Genomic DNA, 15,402 nt, shown 5'->3' with positions numbered 1-15,402 from the left:
TGGGCTCCCACCCGCCCGGCTCATGCGCGCCCGGCCGGGCGCTTCACCCGACTGCCCGTACAGCGAATGCCGACGGCTCGCGGGTAACGGCCCGTCCTCTCCGCGGGGCCGCTCGCCCCACGGGGGGCGCCTGCCAGGCAGCTGACGCGAACGGTCCGACCGGTTGTGTGATCGGCAGCCTGTTGGTGCATCCGCCGCAGCTGTTGAGCGTGAAGTAGAGGGTGACGACCAAGCGCGGGTGGCCTGCGCCGCCTGGCCCTGCGGCCAGGAGACGCTCATGAACGATGTGGTGCCGGATCAGGCGTTCGACGCGCCGGAACCGGACGGTTCCCGGCTCCTCGTCACGGTGGCCGGCCACCTCCGCCGCGACGGGCACGGTCATGTCGTGGGGTCCATGATCGGTCGAGAGGGCACGGTGGCGCGGACGAGCCGGGAGAAGGGAATGCGGCGATGAACGGACAACGGAACGGGGAGCCTTTGCTCTGCCTGGTGACCGGCGCGTCCGGGTACATCGGCGGGCGCTTGGTGCCGGAGCTGCTGAGGGCCGGCCATCGGGTGCGGTGTCTGGTCCGCTCCCCCGCCAAACTCCGGGACCAGCCCTGGGCGTCCGACGTCGAAAGCGTCCAGGGGGACGTCACCGACCCGGATTCGGTCGCCCAGGCGATGGGCGGCGTCGACGTCGCCTACTACCTGGTGCACGCCCTCTCATCGGGTGCCGACTTCGAGGACACCGACCGCCGCGCGGCACACATCTTCGCCCGGCAGGCCCACGCGGCAGGCATCCGAAGGATTGTCTACCTCGGCGGTCTCACTCCGCGAAACGTCCCCGAACAGTCGCTCTCCCCGCATCTGCGTTCCCGCGCCGAGGTGGGCCACATCTTCCTCGATTCCCCGGTTCCAGCCACTGTGCTGCGGGCCGCGGTCGTCATCGGCTCGGGGTCCGCCTCGTTCGAGATGCTGCGCTACCTGACCGAACGGCTGCCCGTCATGGTGACGCCCAGTTGGGTGCACACCCGCACCCAGCCCATCGGGGTCCGCGACGTGTTGCGATACCTGGTCGGAGCGGCCACCATGCCGGACGACGTGAACCGGGCGTTCGACGTCGGCGGTCCGGACGTGCTCACCTACCGCGAGATGATGCGCCGATATGCCGCCGTCGCCGGGCTTAGAAAGCGGATCATCGTACCGGTACCGGTGCTCACCCCGAGGTTGTCCAGCCACTGGGTCGGTCTGGTGACTCCCGTCCCGGCCTCCATCGCCCGTCCCCTGACGGAGTCACTTCGTCACGAGGTCGTTTGCCAGGAACACGACATCGCCCAGTACGTCCCCGACCCTCCGGGCCGGCCCCTGCCGTTCGACGAGGCCCTGGCCCTGGCCCTGCGGCGGGTCCGAGAGGCACAGGTCGCCACTCGCTGGTCGTCCGCCTCCGTCCCGGGAGCCCCCAGCGATCCCCTCCCCACCGACCCGGACTGGGCCGGCGGCAGCCTGTACCAGGACGAGAGGCAGCTCTCCGTCAACGCGTCACCCCAAGCGCTGTGGAAGGTGGTGGAGGGAATCGGCGGTGACAACGGCTGGTACTCCCTGCCACTGGCGTGGGCCGTCCGCGGCTGGCTGGACCGGTTCGTCGGCGGTGTCGGTCTGCGCCGCGGACGGCGGGACGCGGAACGCCTGCGGGTCGGCGACTCACTGGATTTCTGGCGAGTCGAGGAGATCGAGCCGGGGCGACTGCTACGACTGCGCGCGGAGATGCGGCTGCCGGGACTGGCCTGGCTGGAGATGTACGTCGAGACGGACGATGCAGGGAGCACCCGATACCGGCAGCGTGCCCTCTTCCACCCGCGCGGACTCCTCGGTCACGCCTACTGGTGGGCCGTCTCCCCCTTCCACGCCGTCGTCTTCGGCGGCATGGCCCGCAACATCACCCAGGCCGCCGCCAAGGGCCTGACCGCCCGCAAGGGTGATCGGCGCATCCGCCGCCGCCACCGCCGACGAAGTGCGCAGCACCAGGCATCCGTTCACGTACCACCGCCAGGAGTGAAGCCATGACCGTCGCGGTCGTCCTGTTCACCTCGGACCTGCGTCTGCACGACCATCCGCCGCTGCACGCGGCGCTCAAGGCGGCGGACGAGGTGGTGCCGTTGTTCGTCCTCGATTCCGGGATCCACGCGGCAGGGTTCGACGCTCCCAACCGGCGGGCCTTCCTCGCCGACTGCCTCAACGACCTCGACGCCTCGCTGCGCCGCCGCGGTGGCCGCCTCGTGGTCCGCGCGGGCCCGGTCGTCCGGGAAGTCCGCGCGGTCGCCGCCGAGTGCGAGGCCGTCGAGGTACACATGGCCGCCGGAGTCACCGCGTACGCCCACCGCCGGGAGGAACAGCTACGCGAAGCCCTCGCCGACACCGGTGTGGCCCTGCGCGTGCACGAGACGGTCGTCACCGTGGTCGCCCCGGGAACGGTGACGCCCTCGGGTTCCGACCACTTCGCTGTCTTCACCCCCTACTCCCGCCGCTGGTCCCAGGAGTCGCTGCGGGCCCCCTTCTCCGCGCCGCGGTCCGTGCGCGTCCCGGACGGGGCACGCGGCGAGCCGCTGCCGGAACGGGCCGATGTGGCCGGCGTCTCGCCCGGGCTTCTGCCTGGAGGAGAGACGTCCGGCCGTGACCGGTTCTCGCGATGGTCGCGTTCGCTGCTGTCCCGGTACGAGGACCGCCATGACGACCTCGCGGGTGACGCCACTTCCAAACTGTCGCCGTATCTCCACTTCGGAGCCCTCTCTCCCGTGGAGCTCGTCCACCGGGCCCGCAAGCACGGCGGTGCCGGTGCGGACGCGTTCGTACGTCAGGTGTGCTGGCGGGACTTCCACCACCAGGTGATGGCGGCCCGGCCCGAGGCATCCGGCAAGGACTACCGCACCCACCACGACCAGTGGCGGAACGAGGACGACGCAGCCGAGGACATCGCCGCATGGCGGGACGGACGTACGGGATACCCGATCGTCGACGCGGCCATGCGACAGCTGCGGCACGAGGGCTGGATGCACAACCGTGCGCGCCTGCTGGCAGCGAGCTTCCTGACCAAGACGCTGTACGTCGACTGGCGGATCGGCGCGCGGCACTTCCTGGACCTCCTCGTGGACGGCGACATCGTCAACAACCAGCTCAACTGGCAGTGGGTCGCCGGCACCGGCACCGACACCCGGCCCCATCGCGTACTCAACCCACTCCTCCAGGCGAAGCGGTTCGATCCGGACGGCACCTACGTACGCCGCTGGGTCCCCGAGCTCACGGACCTGGAGGGTAAGAAGGTGCACGAACCCTGGCGGCTCCCGGCGGAGCAACGCGGTCGACTCGACTACCCGGCCCCACTCATCGACCTGGCCGACGGGCTCGCGCGCTTCAGGCACGCTCGCGGCCGCGACTGAGGAGGCACCCCTCGTGCACTGGCTCTTCGGCGACCAGCTGGGCCCTCACTTCCTCACCCCGGGCGAAGAGGGACCCGGGCGCGACACTCCCCTGCTCATGATCGAGGCGCGCTCCGTCTTCCGGCGGCGCCGGTTCCACCGGGCCAAGGCCCACCTCGTGCTGTCCGCGATGCGCCACCGCGCGGCCGAACTCGGCGACCGCGTCACGTACGTACGTGCCGACACCTACCGGCAGGGGGTGGACCGGGCCGCGCGAGGACGCCCGGTCAGCGTCCACCACCCCACCTCGCACGCCGCCCTCCGCCTGATGCGTACCCTCCCCCAGGTGACGGTGGGCCCCGCCCGCGGTTTCCTCGTACCGACCGCCGATTTCGCCGCCTGGGCCGACGGTCACGGCGGGAAGCGCCTGCGGCAGGAGGACTTCTACCACTGGGTGCGCCGCGAGCACGATCTGCTGATGGACGGCGACCGGCCCGCGGCAGGCCGGTGGAATCTCGACCACGACAACCGGGAGCCGCCGCCCCGCGACACCGCCACCCTCCAGGTCCCCCGCCCCTACCGGCCCCGTGAGGACGACATCGATGAGGAGGTCCGGCACGACCTCGACCGATGGCAGAGTGACGGCGACGTCTCCTTCGTCGGACGGGACGGCCCGCGCCTGTTCCCTGCGACCCGCACGGAGGCACTGCGGGCCCTGCAACGCTTCGTCGAGCACCGGCTCGCCACGTTCGGACCCTACGAGGACGCCGTCCTCGCCTCCGATCCCGTCATGAGCCACAGCCTGCTGTCCTCCTCCCTCAACCTCGGTCTGCTCGACCCCGCCGAATGCGTCGAGCGGGCCGAAGCGGCGTGGCGCGAAGGCCTGGCACCGCTGAACAGCGTGGAAGGTTTCGTGCGCCAGATCGCCGGCTGGCGCGAGTACGTCTGGCAGCTGTACTGGTACTTCGGCGAGGATTACCGGCACTCCAACGAGCTCCGGCACACCGCCTCGCTGCCCGACTGGTGGAACGACCTGGACGCGGATGCCGTCCGGGCCAACTGCCTGCGTACCGTCCTGGCCCAGGTACGCGACACGGGATGGACGCACCACATCCCCCGGCTGATGATCCTCGGAAGTCACGCGCTCCAGCGGGGCTGGGACCCCGCCGCCGTCACGGACTGGTTCCACCGGTGCTTCGTGGACGGCTACGACTGGGTGATGCTCCCCAACGTCGTCGGCATGTCCCAGTACGCCGACGGCGGCCGGATGACGACCAAGCCCTACACATCGGGGGGCGCGTACGTCAATCGCATGAGCGACCTCTGCGGTCCTTGCGTCTACCGGCCGGGCGACCGGACCGGCGAACACGCGTGCCCGTACACCGCCGGCTACTGGGCATTCCTCGACCGGCACCGGAATCTGCTGGCCGGTAACCACCGCGTCGCCCAGCCTGTGCGGCAACTCGACCGGCTCGCCGACCTCGCGGAAGTACGCGAACAGGAGCACGCGCGGGGTGACACACCGCCATGAATCACCCGCCCACGGGCCGCCGAGGCAAATCCACCCGGCGCCGGCGCCGTTTCGGCAGGAGCCGGCGCATCCGCATCGAGGCATCCGGCGGAAGCACAGATGTGCGGATGACCGGGAGTGAGAAGGGGTTGTACATGCTTGGACTGCCGCCGATGGTGGCCCCACCGGCCGAACTCGTCGACGATCCCCTCGCCGCGGCCGCCGGCACGGACGCAGTCGGCAGCGTCCTCAGGCACGTCCTCGACGTACGCCTGCGTCATTCCCGTGCCGTCGATCCCGTCTTCGCCCGCGAGCTCGCCGACCGCCTGGCCGCGCTGGTCGAGCGGGGCGGCAAACGACTGCGCACGGCGTTCACCCAGTGCGGCTGGCGCGCCGGGGGCGGATCCGGTGACACCACCGCGGTCCTGCGCACAGGAGCCGCCCTGGAACTGCTCCAGGCGTGCGCCCTCGTGCACGACGACGTGATGGACGGATCGCTGCAACGCCGAGGTGCCCCGGCCATGCATGTGCAACTCGCCCGCAGGCATTGGGCGGCGGGCATGCACGGTTCCGCGGAGTCGTTCGGGACCTCGGCCGCCGTACTCGTCGGTGACCTGGCGCTGGCCTGGGCGGACGATCTGCTCACCGAGACGGCCCTCGGTACGCCTCACGGTGTGCGCCTGCACGAGGAGTGGCGGGCGATGCGCACCGAGATGGTCGCCGGACAGTACCGCGACCTGCACGCCCAGGCCGCTCGTTCGTCCGGTGTCGACGAGGCCCTGGCCATTGCCACGTTGAAGAGCGCCCTGTACACGGTCGCCCGGCCCCTCGCACTCGGCGCTTCTCTGGCCGGGGCAGATGATCACGTGCTGGACACACTGCGGGCGGCAGGCCGATGCGCCGGGCTGGCCTTCCAGCTCCGAGACGACCTCCTGGGCGCCTTCGGCGACCCCGCGCTGACCGGCAAACCGGCCGACGACGACCTGCGGTCCCGCAAGCTCACCTACCTGCTCGCCGTCGCCGTGCAGCTCGCGGACGCCGCCGACGATCATCAGGCCGCCGCCGCGTTGGCTCCGGACTCGGACCCGAGGTCCGAGTACGCCGTGCGGCAAGTCCGGGCGGCGCTGGAGCGCACCGACGCACGGGACCTGGTGGAGAAGAAGATCGAGGAGCTGACCGCGATGAGTCTCGAGCACTTCGGGCGTACCGGCGCGCACCCGGCCCTGCGCCGCGAGTTCGCCGCGCTGGTCGGAAGCGCGACGGGCGCGCGACCGCGGCGTGCTCAGGAGACGGCGTGAAAAGGCTCCCGGGGCCGACCGACCACGTCGTCGTGGTGGGTGCCGGGCTGTCCGGTCTGGCGTGTGCGCTGCACCTGCTGGGTGCGGGGCGCCGGGTCACCGTCGTCGAACGCGACGACGGCCCCGGCGGCCGGGCCGGCCGGCTGCGCGTCGGCGGATACGAGATGGACACGGGCCCCACGGTGCTGACCATGCCGCATCTGGCCGAGGAGGCGTTCGCCGCCGTCGGTGACAGCCTCCACCGCCGCGTCGAACTGATGGCTCTGGACCCGGCCTACCGGGCCTGCTTCGCGGACGGGTCCTCACTGGACGTGCACACCGACGGCGACGCGATGGAGGCGGAGGTACGGCGGTTCGCCGGACCCGCGGCGGCGGCCGGCTACCGCGATCTGCGGCAGTGGCTGGAGCGGCTGTACCGGGTGCAGATGCGGCGCTTCATCGATACGAACTTCGACTCCCCCTTCCAGTTGCTGCACCCGGATCTGGCCCGGCTGGCGGCGATGGGCGGGTTCGGCCGGCTGGACGGCCGCATCAGCCGCTTCATCGCCGACGACCGCCTGCGTCGCGTCTTCTCCTTCCAGGCGCTGTACGCCGGTGTGGCCCCGGCCCGCGCACTCGCGGCCTATGCCGTGATCGCGTACATGGACACCGTGGCCGGCGTCTGGTTCCCGAAAGGCGGCATGCACGCACTCCCCCGCGCCATGGCCGACGCGGCTGCGGACGCGGGTGCCGAGCTGCGCTGGAGCTCCGAAGTGAGCACGTTGGAGCGCTCGACGGGACGGGTACGCGCCGTTCGCCTGACCTCCGGCGAGCGCATCCCCTGCGATGCTGTGGTGCTGACCTGTGAGCTGCCCACTGCCTACGAGCTGCTGGGACGCCGGCCTCTGCGTCCGGCAGGGCTGCGTCACTCGCCGTCCGCCGTGATCCTGCACGCGGGCACCGACCGCACCTGGCCGCAGCTCGCGCACCACACCATCTCCTTCGGGGGCGCATGGGAGCGTACGTTCGACGAGTTGACCCGTACGGGCGAGCTGATGAGCGACCCCTCTCTGCTGATCACCCGACCGACCACCAACGATCCCTCCCTGGCGCCGCCGGGACGCCATCTCCACTACGTTCTGGCCCCCTGCCCCAACACCACGGTCGGTCCCCCGGCCGCCGCGTGGCGAGACCTCGGCCCGCGCTACCGCGAACGCCTCGTCGGCGAGCTCGAACGCCGTGGGCTGGACGGGTTCGCCGGCAGCGTCCAGGAAGAGGTCCTGGTCACCCCCCTCGACTGGGCGGCTCAGGGCCATGCCGCCGGCAGTCCCTTCTCGGTGTCCCACACCTTCGCCCAGACCGGACCGTTCCGCCCGCGCAACCTCGTACGAGGCGTGGAGAACGTGGTGCTCGCGGGGTGCGGGACCACTCCGGGCGTCGGCGTTCCGACCGTGCTCATCAGCGGCAAACTCGCGGCCGCGCGCGTCACCGGCGGCAGGCCCGGCCCCCGGTCCGCACGACCGCGACCGCTGCCGGCCACGGCCGACGTGTCCACCGTCCCGACCCCGGCAGGTACTGATGACCCGTCATGAACTGGACGCGGCGGGGATCACCGATCCCGCGCTGCGCGCCGCCTACACCCAGTGCCGACGGCTCAACGCCCGCCACGGCAAGACCTACTTCCTGGCCACGCGTCTGCTGCCGCTGGAACGCCGCTCCGCCGTGCACGCTCTGTACGGCTTCGCCCGCTGGGCGGACGACATCGTCGACGACATCGACCGGCACCGGACGCCCGAGGAGCGCGACCGGCTGCTGCACCTTCTGGAGAGGGACCTCGCCGACGGGCTGCGCACCGGCGCCGGCGACGAACCGGTGGTCCGAGCCGTCGCCGACACCGCCGACCGGTACGGCATCGGGCATGTGCTCTTCGCCGATTTCCTGGCCTCGATGCGCGCCGACCTGACCGTCACGGACTATCCGACCTACGCCGATCTGCAGAAATACGTCCACGGTTCGGCGGAGGTGATCGGCCTGCAGATGCTGCCGGTCCTCGGCACGGTCACACCCCGGGAGGAAGCGGCACCGCACGCGGCGGCGCTCGGTGTGGCGTTCCAGCTCACCAACTTCCTGCGGGACGTGGGCGAGGACCTCGACCGAGGCCGTGTCTACCTGCCCGGCGATCTGCTCGCAGCCCACGGTGTGGACCGGCCGCTGCTCGAGTGGAGCCGGCGCACCGGGCACCGGGACGCGCGAGTCCGGGCGGCTCTGGTGGACGCGGCAGCCATGACGCGGGACGTGTACCGCACGGCGGAGCCGGGCATCGCCATGCTCGATCCGCGGGTGCGCCCCTGTATCCGCGTCGCGTTCACCCTCTACGGCGGGATCCTCGACGCGATCGCCGAGCAGGACTACACCGTGCTGCATCGTCGTGCGGTGGTGTGCCGTCGGCGTCGCGCGGCCACCGCCGCGGCCGGTGTGCTGCGCGTGGCCGGTGCCCGGTGGCGCGCACGCGCCCAGCACCGCGCGGCCGGGGAAGGCGCGGTCGGGGCAGGCGGTCAAGCAGTCAAGCGGAAGGGACCGGTGCGGTGAGCGAACCAAGCAACGGGAAGCGCTGGTCACCGCCCTTGCGCCGCAGGCGCTCCGGCCCGGACTGGGCGACGCAGGCCCCGACCTGGCGTCAGGCACGGCCGGCGCTCATCGCCGAGGCGCTGAAACGGGCATCCGCCCGTCCTTCCGGCAACTGGTACGTGGTCGGCGCCTCCCGGGACGTACGTCCGGGCCGACGCCCGTACGGCACGTCGGTCGGTGGTGCGGAGGTGGTGTTGTGGCGCTCGGACGACGGCGAACCGCACGCGGGACCGGGCATCTGCCCGCACCTCGGCGCTCCGCTGCGCGACAGCCGGGTGGTGTGCGGCACGCTGGTGTGCCACTGGCACGGCCTTGCGCTGGACGGTTCCCCCACCGCCGGCTGGCAGCCGTTCCCCGTGCACGACGACGGCGTACTGATCTGGGCACGGCTGGACGATGTGGGCGGGGAGGAGCCCACGGAGCGCCCCCTGGTGCCCCTGCGGCCCTCGACGGGCAGGGGGGTGGACGCGGTGTTCACGGCGGTGGGCCGGTGCGAACCGCAGGACGTGGTGGCCAACCGGCTCGACCCGTGGCACGGCTCGTGGTTCCACCCGTACTCGTTCGTCGACCTGTCGGTGGTGCGGGAGCCGCAGGGCGACGAGGACGACGCGTTCGTCGTCGACGTCTCCTTCCGGGTCGCCGGGCGCATGGTGGTCCCGGTGCGGGCCGAGTTCACCGCTCCGGAGCCTCGCACGGTCGTCATGCGCATCACCGAGGGCGAGGGGACGACGTCCGTGGTGGAAACGCACGCGACGCCACTGACCGGACCGGACCACGAACGTCCGCGCACCGCCGTGGTCGAGGCGACGGTCGCCGCGTCGAACCGCTCCGGCTTCGCCCTCGCCCGGGCCGCCGCTCCGGTACTGCGCCCGCTGATGCGCCGTACGGCCGGGCGCCTGTGGCGTGACGACCTGGCCTACGCCGAACGCCGCTGGGCGCTGCGCAGTACCGGGCGCTTTCCCGGCTGATCGACGACCGCAGGCCTCCCGCGCCCCGGCACGCGGGAGGCCTGCGGTCAAGGGGACGGGCGACGCCCCACGATCGCGCCGAGTGCCCGGAGCGCGGCTGAACGGCCCGCCCTGGGGACCGTCCACAGCACTTGTCCACGAATCCCCCGGTCGGCGAGCAGGGCGTTCGCCGCCAGGAAACCGGTGGTCGCGGCGCGTTCCATGAGGGCGACGGGCAGGTCGCAGCGGATCGCGTCACCCGCCAGGGTCAGCCAGGAGTGGGGAGTGCGCACGGTGGGGCGCCGGCGGTGGGAGCCGATCGCGAAGTGCGGGCAGTCCGAGCGCCACTCGTGCCGGGCATCGACGATGCGCGCCTCCCGGGTCTCCGGGTACACCTCGTGCAGCTGGTCGACGAGCCCGTCCTGCACGTCCTTTCGTTCGGCCGAGGGATCGGCGGCGTAGGCGTGCAGTTCCACGACCGAGCCCCCGGTGCGCGCGGCCCAGCGGGCGGCCTCGCCCTCGTACCGCTCCAGGGTGCTGATGTTGTCCAGCCCGCCGTAGCCGCTGGTGCCGAGGAAGCCGGGCCGGTCGGCGCGGACGGGCCGGTCGAGCCAGAGCCGTGAGACGAGGAAGGGTGGTGCGGTACGCAGGGCCGCGATGCTGTCACGCCAGGCGGATGTGCCCAGGCCGGGTGACGCGGCGACGGTCTGCCGCAGACCACCGGTGTCGAGCGCGAGCACCACGGCCTCGTGGCGGTCGGTTCCGGCCTCGGTACGCACCTCCGCTCCCCCGCCGTCGCGGGGAAGGACCTCGTGGACGGGGGTGCCGGTGCGCACGAGCGCGCCCAGGCGCTGGAGGTAGTCGCCGAGCGGATCCCAGAGTGCCTGGGGGAACGGCTCGCCCGGCACGTCGAAGAGCAGGCCCTCGGACGATCCGAGGAAGTAGATGTGGAACATCAGCAGCAGTTCGGCGGCGGACAGCTCGCGCGGGTCGGCGAAGAAGCTGCGCGAGAACACCTCGAAGGCCAGGTGGTGCGCGGCTTCCGGGAAGCGCACGCTCTCCAGGAAGCCGGTGGCGCTCATGTCGTCGAAGCGTTCGTACACCTCGGGTACGCGCACGTCGAGGAGCGGGAGCGCGGCCCGGGCGTCCATGGCTGCCAGGTCACGCCAGCCGAAAGTGGGGCTGAGGGCGACGAATCCGAGCGCGCTGAAGGGCGGGGTCCTCGGGACGCGGGCGAAACTGTCGGTCAGGCCGCCGCTGTGCCGCAGGGGGTAGTCGGGCAGCGGTGTGAGTCGCGACAGGGCCGGGTCCGTACGGCGGAGCAGGCCGCGAAGGTTGTAGTACTGGCGGAAGAAGGCGTGGAACCCGCGGGTCATGGTGACCGGAGAACCGTCCGTCAGTGTGGTGCGCCGGCCGGAGAGCCTGCCGCCGAGTGCGCCGTCCCTCTCGTACAGGGTCACGCGGGCGCCGCGTTCGGCCAGCAGGGTGGCAGCGGCCAGACCGGCGATTCCGCCACCGATCACGGCGACGGACGGTTCTTCCCCGCGCCGGAAACGCTCCGCGCCGGGTGCGGGGAACAGAATCTCGGCCTTGCGGTCGCGGCCCCGGCCGGCGGCATCGGTCCTGTGGGCTGTCACTGTGTGCGCTCCCTTGTCGTGGTCGAGCCACCGTTGCCTGCGAGAAAGGTGTGCACGATGCCCTTCTGCCATCCGGCGACGGGGACGGTCTGCACGGAGGTCAGGCCGGCTCGCCTCAGCCGGCCGGCGAAGGCGGGGGCGGTGTCGAAGGCGACGACGCTGTGCCAGAGGTGGCGGTACAGGACACGGTCACCGGTCAACGTGCCCGCGGGGATGACGACTCCGTGGCAGACCGCGGTCCACAGCGCCCGGTGCACCCGCGAGCCGCTGAGGCTGTACTCGTGGACGGCCAGACGTCCGCCAGGCCGAAGCAGAGTCCGCACGCTCCGCAGGACCGCGTCCGGGTCGGTGACGTTGCGGAACAGGTAGGCCGCGAAGACCGCGTCGAAGGGGCCCTCGCCGGCCGTCGCGAGTTCCTCGGCGGTCAGGTGGAGGAAGCGCACACGCGCGGGCCACGGCTTGGCCAGTGCGTGGCGCAGCATGCCCGCGGAGGCGTCCACGGCGGTGATCCGGGCCCGGGGCGCAACTCTGAGCAGGGCTCGGGTGGAGGCGCCGGTGCCGCATCCGAGGTCGAGCAGATGCAATCCGGCTCCGCCGTCGGGAAGGCGGAGCCGGCGGGCAGAGCGCAGGAGGCCGGTGCGGTAGCCGGGGTTGAGGGCGGTGAGGCTGTCGTAGGTGCGCGAGGCGTGGTCGAAGGCGCGGGCCAGGTCGTGGTCGCGCAGGAGGCTCATCGGTGGCTCTCTCCGCTTCTTGCGATGGGCCGGGAACGGCGGGGCAGGAAAGGCAGTTCGGCCGCCGTGAGGAGCATCGGCCGCACGGGGGTGCGCAGCCCGATGCCCCACTCCTCCCGCAGGGAGGTGGTGCCGTCGAGGAACCGCAGAAGGCGCTCGGCCGGGACGTTGCGGAACAGGTCGCTGAAGAAGTCCGGGCCGTTGATGCGCCCGGTGTCCAGAGCACGCAGCAGTATCGCGTCCATGGCCAGCGCGCGCCGCCCGTACGGTGCGGGGAAGGTCCCGTGCCCGTCCCGCAGGGCGGCGGCGATGGATCTGCTCTGTCGTTGTGCCGCGGCGAAGGTGTAGCCGGTGGCGGGGCGGGTGGTGCCGCCCGCTGTCCCGATCCGGAACACGCCGGCCCCGGCCCGTCGCGGAAAGCGGGCGTCGGTCATGGGGATGACTCCCTGTTCCGTGTTCTCCGGTGTGAACGCGCCGAGGCCGAGGATGTCGCGGCAGTAGTGACCGAGCGCCGCATCGTAGGCCTCGGTGGTCAGCGTGTTGCGGGAGAACTCGGTGTACTCGACGAGCGCGCGGTCCGGCGCCAGGGGCAGGACGTAGCCGAAGGCGAGCCCGTGGGCCGGCTGGGGAACCCGGAAGTCCATGAGATCCGCCACCGCGGGATCGAACCGGGCGGTGTCGGTGTGTACGAACCAGCCGCGGAAGTGCTGCAGCAACTGCGTGCGAGCCGGCGGCAGGGCGGTCAGCGGCCGCGAGTCGAACACGTGGCGGGCGCGCAGGGTCCGGGACGGGCCCTCGGGCAGCCTGCACCGGACCTCCGCGCCTCCGGCCACGCTGTGCACCGATTCCGCTGTCGCGCGCAGGACACGTCCGCCCTCCGACCGGGCCAGGTGGCCGTGGACCAGGCCTTCGAAATCGGTGGAGCGCACCATGCGGTAGGTGAAGGGGGCGGGTTCGACGGTGATCGGGCGGCCGTCGGCGCCGTACACCCGCACCACCTTCCATGACGCGCTGACGACCCCTTCGAGACCATCGGCTCCCGCGTCCCAGTAGCACCAGGTCCGTTCCGCAGGGCGTAGCGGACCGTCCGGCGGCTCGATCACGGTCACCGTGGCGGAGCTGGTCTCCACCAGCCGGTGCGCAAGGCTGAGACCAGCTGCACCGCCACCGACGACGACCACGTCGGACCTGTCGGCGGAGGAGGACTTCACCGGGATCGCCGTTCCACGACGGGCGTTCCGTCGGGGCGCGTGCGCAGCAGCTCGGCGTCCGCCGCCAGTGCGTCCGCGACGGCAGCGGCCAACTGTCGTGGGTCGCCGCCACCGGGCAGGGGCGGCGCGGTACCCGCTACCGGACGCTGGGCGAAGCCGGTGTCGAGGTGCCCCGGCCGGATCTCCAGCACCCCGACACCCGCGCTCCGCGCTTCGCGGCGTACGGCGTCCAGCCAGGCCCTCAACGCGGCTTTGGAGGCGCTGTAGTCGGCCATCCGGGGCTGCGGCCGCTCGGCCACCACCCCGGTGACGGCGGCGACCACGGAACCGGGACGCAGGATGCCGAGCGCGGCACGGAAGAAGGCCGCGGGCGCGAGGTGGTTGACCGCCATCAGGTGCTCCGCGACCTCGTCGCCGACCTCCTGCGCCGCGCCGAAGGCCACCGTCCCGAACGCGATGACGACGGCGTCCAGCCCCTGGAGGGCGGCCGCCGTGTCATGTACGGCGCGAGCGCACGACGCGGGGTCGTAGGCATCGAAGCGAGCGGTCGGGGCGCCAGGGTAGGACCGGGCTGCATGGGCCAGGCGGCTCGGGTCGCGTCCGGCGAGGGCCACGAGCGCACCCCGGCCTGCGACTTCGGCGGTGATCGCGCCGCCGAGAACTCCGGTGGCACCGGCCACCATGACACGGGCACCGCTCAGTTCCACGCTTCACTCCTGGATACGGATCCGACGAGGTGTTCCGGTCGGTCAGTACTACGGGTCGTGGGCCTTCCACGGATGCGGCCGGCCACGACATGGTCCCGTGTCATCCCTGCCGCCCCGGGCCGACGGGCGCCTCCCGGGCAACCGCTGCTCCAGCGGACCACGTTCCGCCGGCCGATGCCAGGCGCCACGACCAAGTGACCGGGACGACGAGACGTCACCGACCGGTCAGCGACTCCAGGGCGGTGACGGCCTCGGCAAGTCCCACCGGGCGCACCGTGCCGGCCGGCGCCCGACCTGCCCAGCCCGGTCCGAGGGCCAGGACGACCGGCCTGCGTCGGGCCCCGCGCACGCCCCACTCCATACCGGCCACGTGCTGGGCCAGCGGCCGGCTGGCGGTGGTCCGGGACTGTGCCCACAGCCCCACGGCGGCCGGTCCGGTCCTGCGCACTGCGGAGACGAGCGACTCGACGGGCAGCGCGCCCCCGAACATGCGCACCGGCACGCCCCTCTCCGTCAACGCGGCGGACAGCACCTCCAGCGGCAGTGTGTGCATCTCCCCCGGTACGCAGGCGAGCACCGTCGTGGCGCCACGACGGTCGGGAGCCGTATGGGGCGCGGCGCGGCGCAACGCACCGGAAACGTGCCAGGAAAGGAAGTGCTCGACCTCGACGTACTTCTCGCCCGAGGTCTCCCACTTGCGACCGACGGCCTGGAGCGTCGGCATGATCACCTCGGTCCAGGCTGCGACGAGTCCGTGCTCCGTGATCGCCGTGAGCAGCAGCTGGTCCAGTGCGGCGGCGTCGAGGCGCAGGGCGGCCCGGGCCACTCCCTTGCACTCCTGACGCACGTCGCCGAGTCGCAGACCGCTCCCCGCCCGGCTGCGACCACCTTCCGGAGGCTGCGGCGCCCTTGCGGCCGTCCGTCGGGGCGGGGCCGCCGTCAGCGGCTGCTCCGTGCGCGCCAGGTGCGCCGCCTCGGCCGGCGGCAGTCCGGTCGCCGTCCATGCGCACATCCGCTCCAGCCGGGCCACGTCCCGCACGGTCCAGCGCCTGTGCCGGCCGCCGGTGTGCGCCTCGGGGCCGAGCCCGTACCGGCGGTCCCACGTACGGATCGTGGTGGGGGCCACCCCCAGACGCCGGGCCACCTCGCCGGTGGTCAGCCCGCCGACCTCCGGGCCGCCTTCGCCTTCCTGATCCTCACCGCTACCCGTCGTGACGTCCATGCCTCCACTGTACGACGCACAAACGACGCATGTTGCTTGCGTCGTTTGTGCGTCCAAGACTGGAAATCGCACGGCGGCCATGTACGGCCGACCGGCGAACTTGCCGTTCGGCGCAGGACCTTCCGTCCCCGCATCAC

13 protein-coding genes are annotated in these 15,402 nt (G+C 72.2%); 8 read left to right on the top strand and 5 right to left on the bottom strand.

What is annotated here, in order from left to right:
• Window positions 1-277: 277 nt before the first annotated feature.
• The 8 genes from ABZ434_RS20220 to ABZ434_RS20185 all read left to right on the top strand — a co-directional run bounded on the left by ABZ434_RS20220 (window position 278) and on the right by ABZ434_RS20185 (window position 9,778).
• The gene (locus ABZ434_RS20220; RefSeq protein WP_359138406.1) at window positions 278-454 is read left to right on the top strand and encodes a hypothetical protein; all 177 of its coding nucleotides are present in this window, start codon (window positions 278-280) and stop codon (window positions 452-454) included.
• Complete coding sequence (locus ABZ434_RS20215; RefSeq protein WP_359138403.1) at window positions 451-2,046, top strand: SDR family oxidoreductase; 1,596 nt, start codon at window positions 451-453, stop codon at window positions 2,044-2,046. The genes ABZ434_RS20220 and ABZ434_RS20215 overlap by 4 nt, the downstream gene beginning before the upstream one ends.
• Window positions 2,043-3,416: a deoxyribodipyrimidine photo-lyase gene (locus ABZ434_RS20210; RefSeq protein WP_359138400.1), complete on the top strand. Its 1,374-nt coding sequence runs from the start codon at window positions 2,043-2,045 to the stop codon at window positions 3,414-3,416. The genes ABZ434_RS20215 and ABZ434_RS20210 overlap by 4 nt, the downstream gene beginning before the upstream one ends.
• A 13-nt stretch (window positions 3,417-3,429) precedes the next feature.
• Window positions 3,430-4,926: a cryptochrome/photolyase family protein gene (locus ABZ434_RS20205; RefSeq protein ID WP_359138397.1), complete on the top strand. Its 1,497-nt coding sequence runs from the start codon at window positions 3,430-3,432 to the stop codon at window positions 4,924-4,926.
• 134 nt (window positions 4,927-5,060) lie between these two features.
• Window positions 5,061-6,203, top strand: coding sequence for a polyprenyl synthetase family protein (locus tag ABZ434_RS20200; RefSeq protein ID WP_359138394.1), 1,143 nt, complete (start codon window positions 5,061-5,063; stop codon window positions 6,201-6,203).
• The gene (locus ABZ434_RS20195; protein WP_359138391.1) at window positions 6,200-7,774 is read left to right on the top strand and encodes a phytoene desaturase; all 1,575 of its coding nucleotides are present in this window, start codon (window positions 6,200-6,202) and stop codon (window positions 7,772-7,774) included. The genes ABZ434_RS20200 and ABZ434_RS20195 overlap by 4 nt, the downstream gene beginning before the upstream one ends.
• Window positions 7,761-8,771, top strand: a complete 1,011-nt coding sequence (locus ABZ434_RS20190) for a phytoene/squalene synthase family protein (protein ID WP_359138389.1) — start codon at window positions 7,761-7,763, stop codon at window positions 8,769-8,771. The genes ABZ434_RS20195 and ABZ434_RS20190 overlap by 14 nt, the downstream gene beginning before the upstream one ends.
• Complete coding sequence (locus ABZ434_RS20185) at window positions 8,768-9,778, top strand: DUF5914 domain-containing protein (protein WP_359138386.1); 1,011 nt, start codon at window positions 8,768-8,770, stop codon at window positions 9,776-9,778. The genes ABZ434_RS20190 and ABZ434_RS20185 overlap by 4 nt, the downstream gene beginning before the upstream one ends.
• A 47-nt stretch (window positions 9,779-9,825) precedes the next feature.
• On the opposite strand, the gene ABZ434_RS20180 is transcribed toward ABZ434_RS20185, so the two are convergent.
• The 5 genes from ABZ434_RS20180 to ABZ434_RS20160 all read right to left on the bottom strand — a co-directional run bounded on the left by ABZ434_RS20180 (window position 9,826) and on the right by ABZ434_RS20160 (window position 15,265).
• Complete coding sequence (locus tag ABZ434_RS20180; RefSeq protein ID WP_359138383.1) at window positions 9,826-11,394, bottom strand: FAD-dependent oxidoreductase; 1,569 nt, start codon at window positions 11,392-11,394, stop codon at window positions 9,826-9,828.
• Entirely contained in the window at window positions 11,391-12,125 is a 735-nt protein-coding gene (locus ABZ434_RS20175; protein WP_359138380.1) for a class I SAM-dependent methyltransferase, read from the bottom strand. The genes ABZ434_RS20180 and ABZ434_RS20175 overlap by 4 nt, the downstream gene beginning before the upstream one ends.
• On the bottom strand, window positions 12,122-13,336 hold the full coding sequence (locus tag ABZ434_RS20170) for a lycopene cyclase family protein (protein WP_359138377.1): 1,215 nt from the start codon (window positions 13,334-13,336) through the stop codon (window positions 12,122-12,124). The genes ABZ434_RS20175 and ABZ434_RS20170 overlap by 4 nt, the downstream gene beginning before the upstream one ends.
• Entirely contained in the window at window positions 13,333-14,043 is a 711-nt protein-coding gene (locus ABZ434_RS20165; RefSeq protein ID WP_359138374.1) for an SDR family oxidoreductase, read from the bottom strand. The genes ABZ434_RS20170 and ABZ434_RS20165 overlap by 4 nt, the downstream gene beginning before the upstream one ends.
• Before the next feature lie 214 nt (window positions 14,044-14,257).
• Window positions 14,258-15,265, bottom strand: coding sequence for a MerR family transcriptional regulator (locus ABZ434_RS20160; protein ID WP_359138371.1), 1,008 nt, complete (start codon window positions 15,263-15,265; stop codon window positions 14,258-14,260).
• Window positions 15,266-15,402 lie beyond the last annotated feature (137 nt).

It is taken from the genome of Streptomyces sp. NPDC005761, from assembly GCF_040630635.1.
GTDB lineage: Bacteria > Actinomycetota > Actinomycetes > Streptomycetales > Streptomycetaceae > Streptomyces.
Note: the sequence above shows the minus strand (reverse complement) of the source record. Positions and strands in the feature narration are given on the sequence as shown.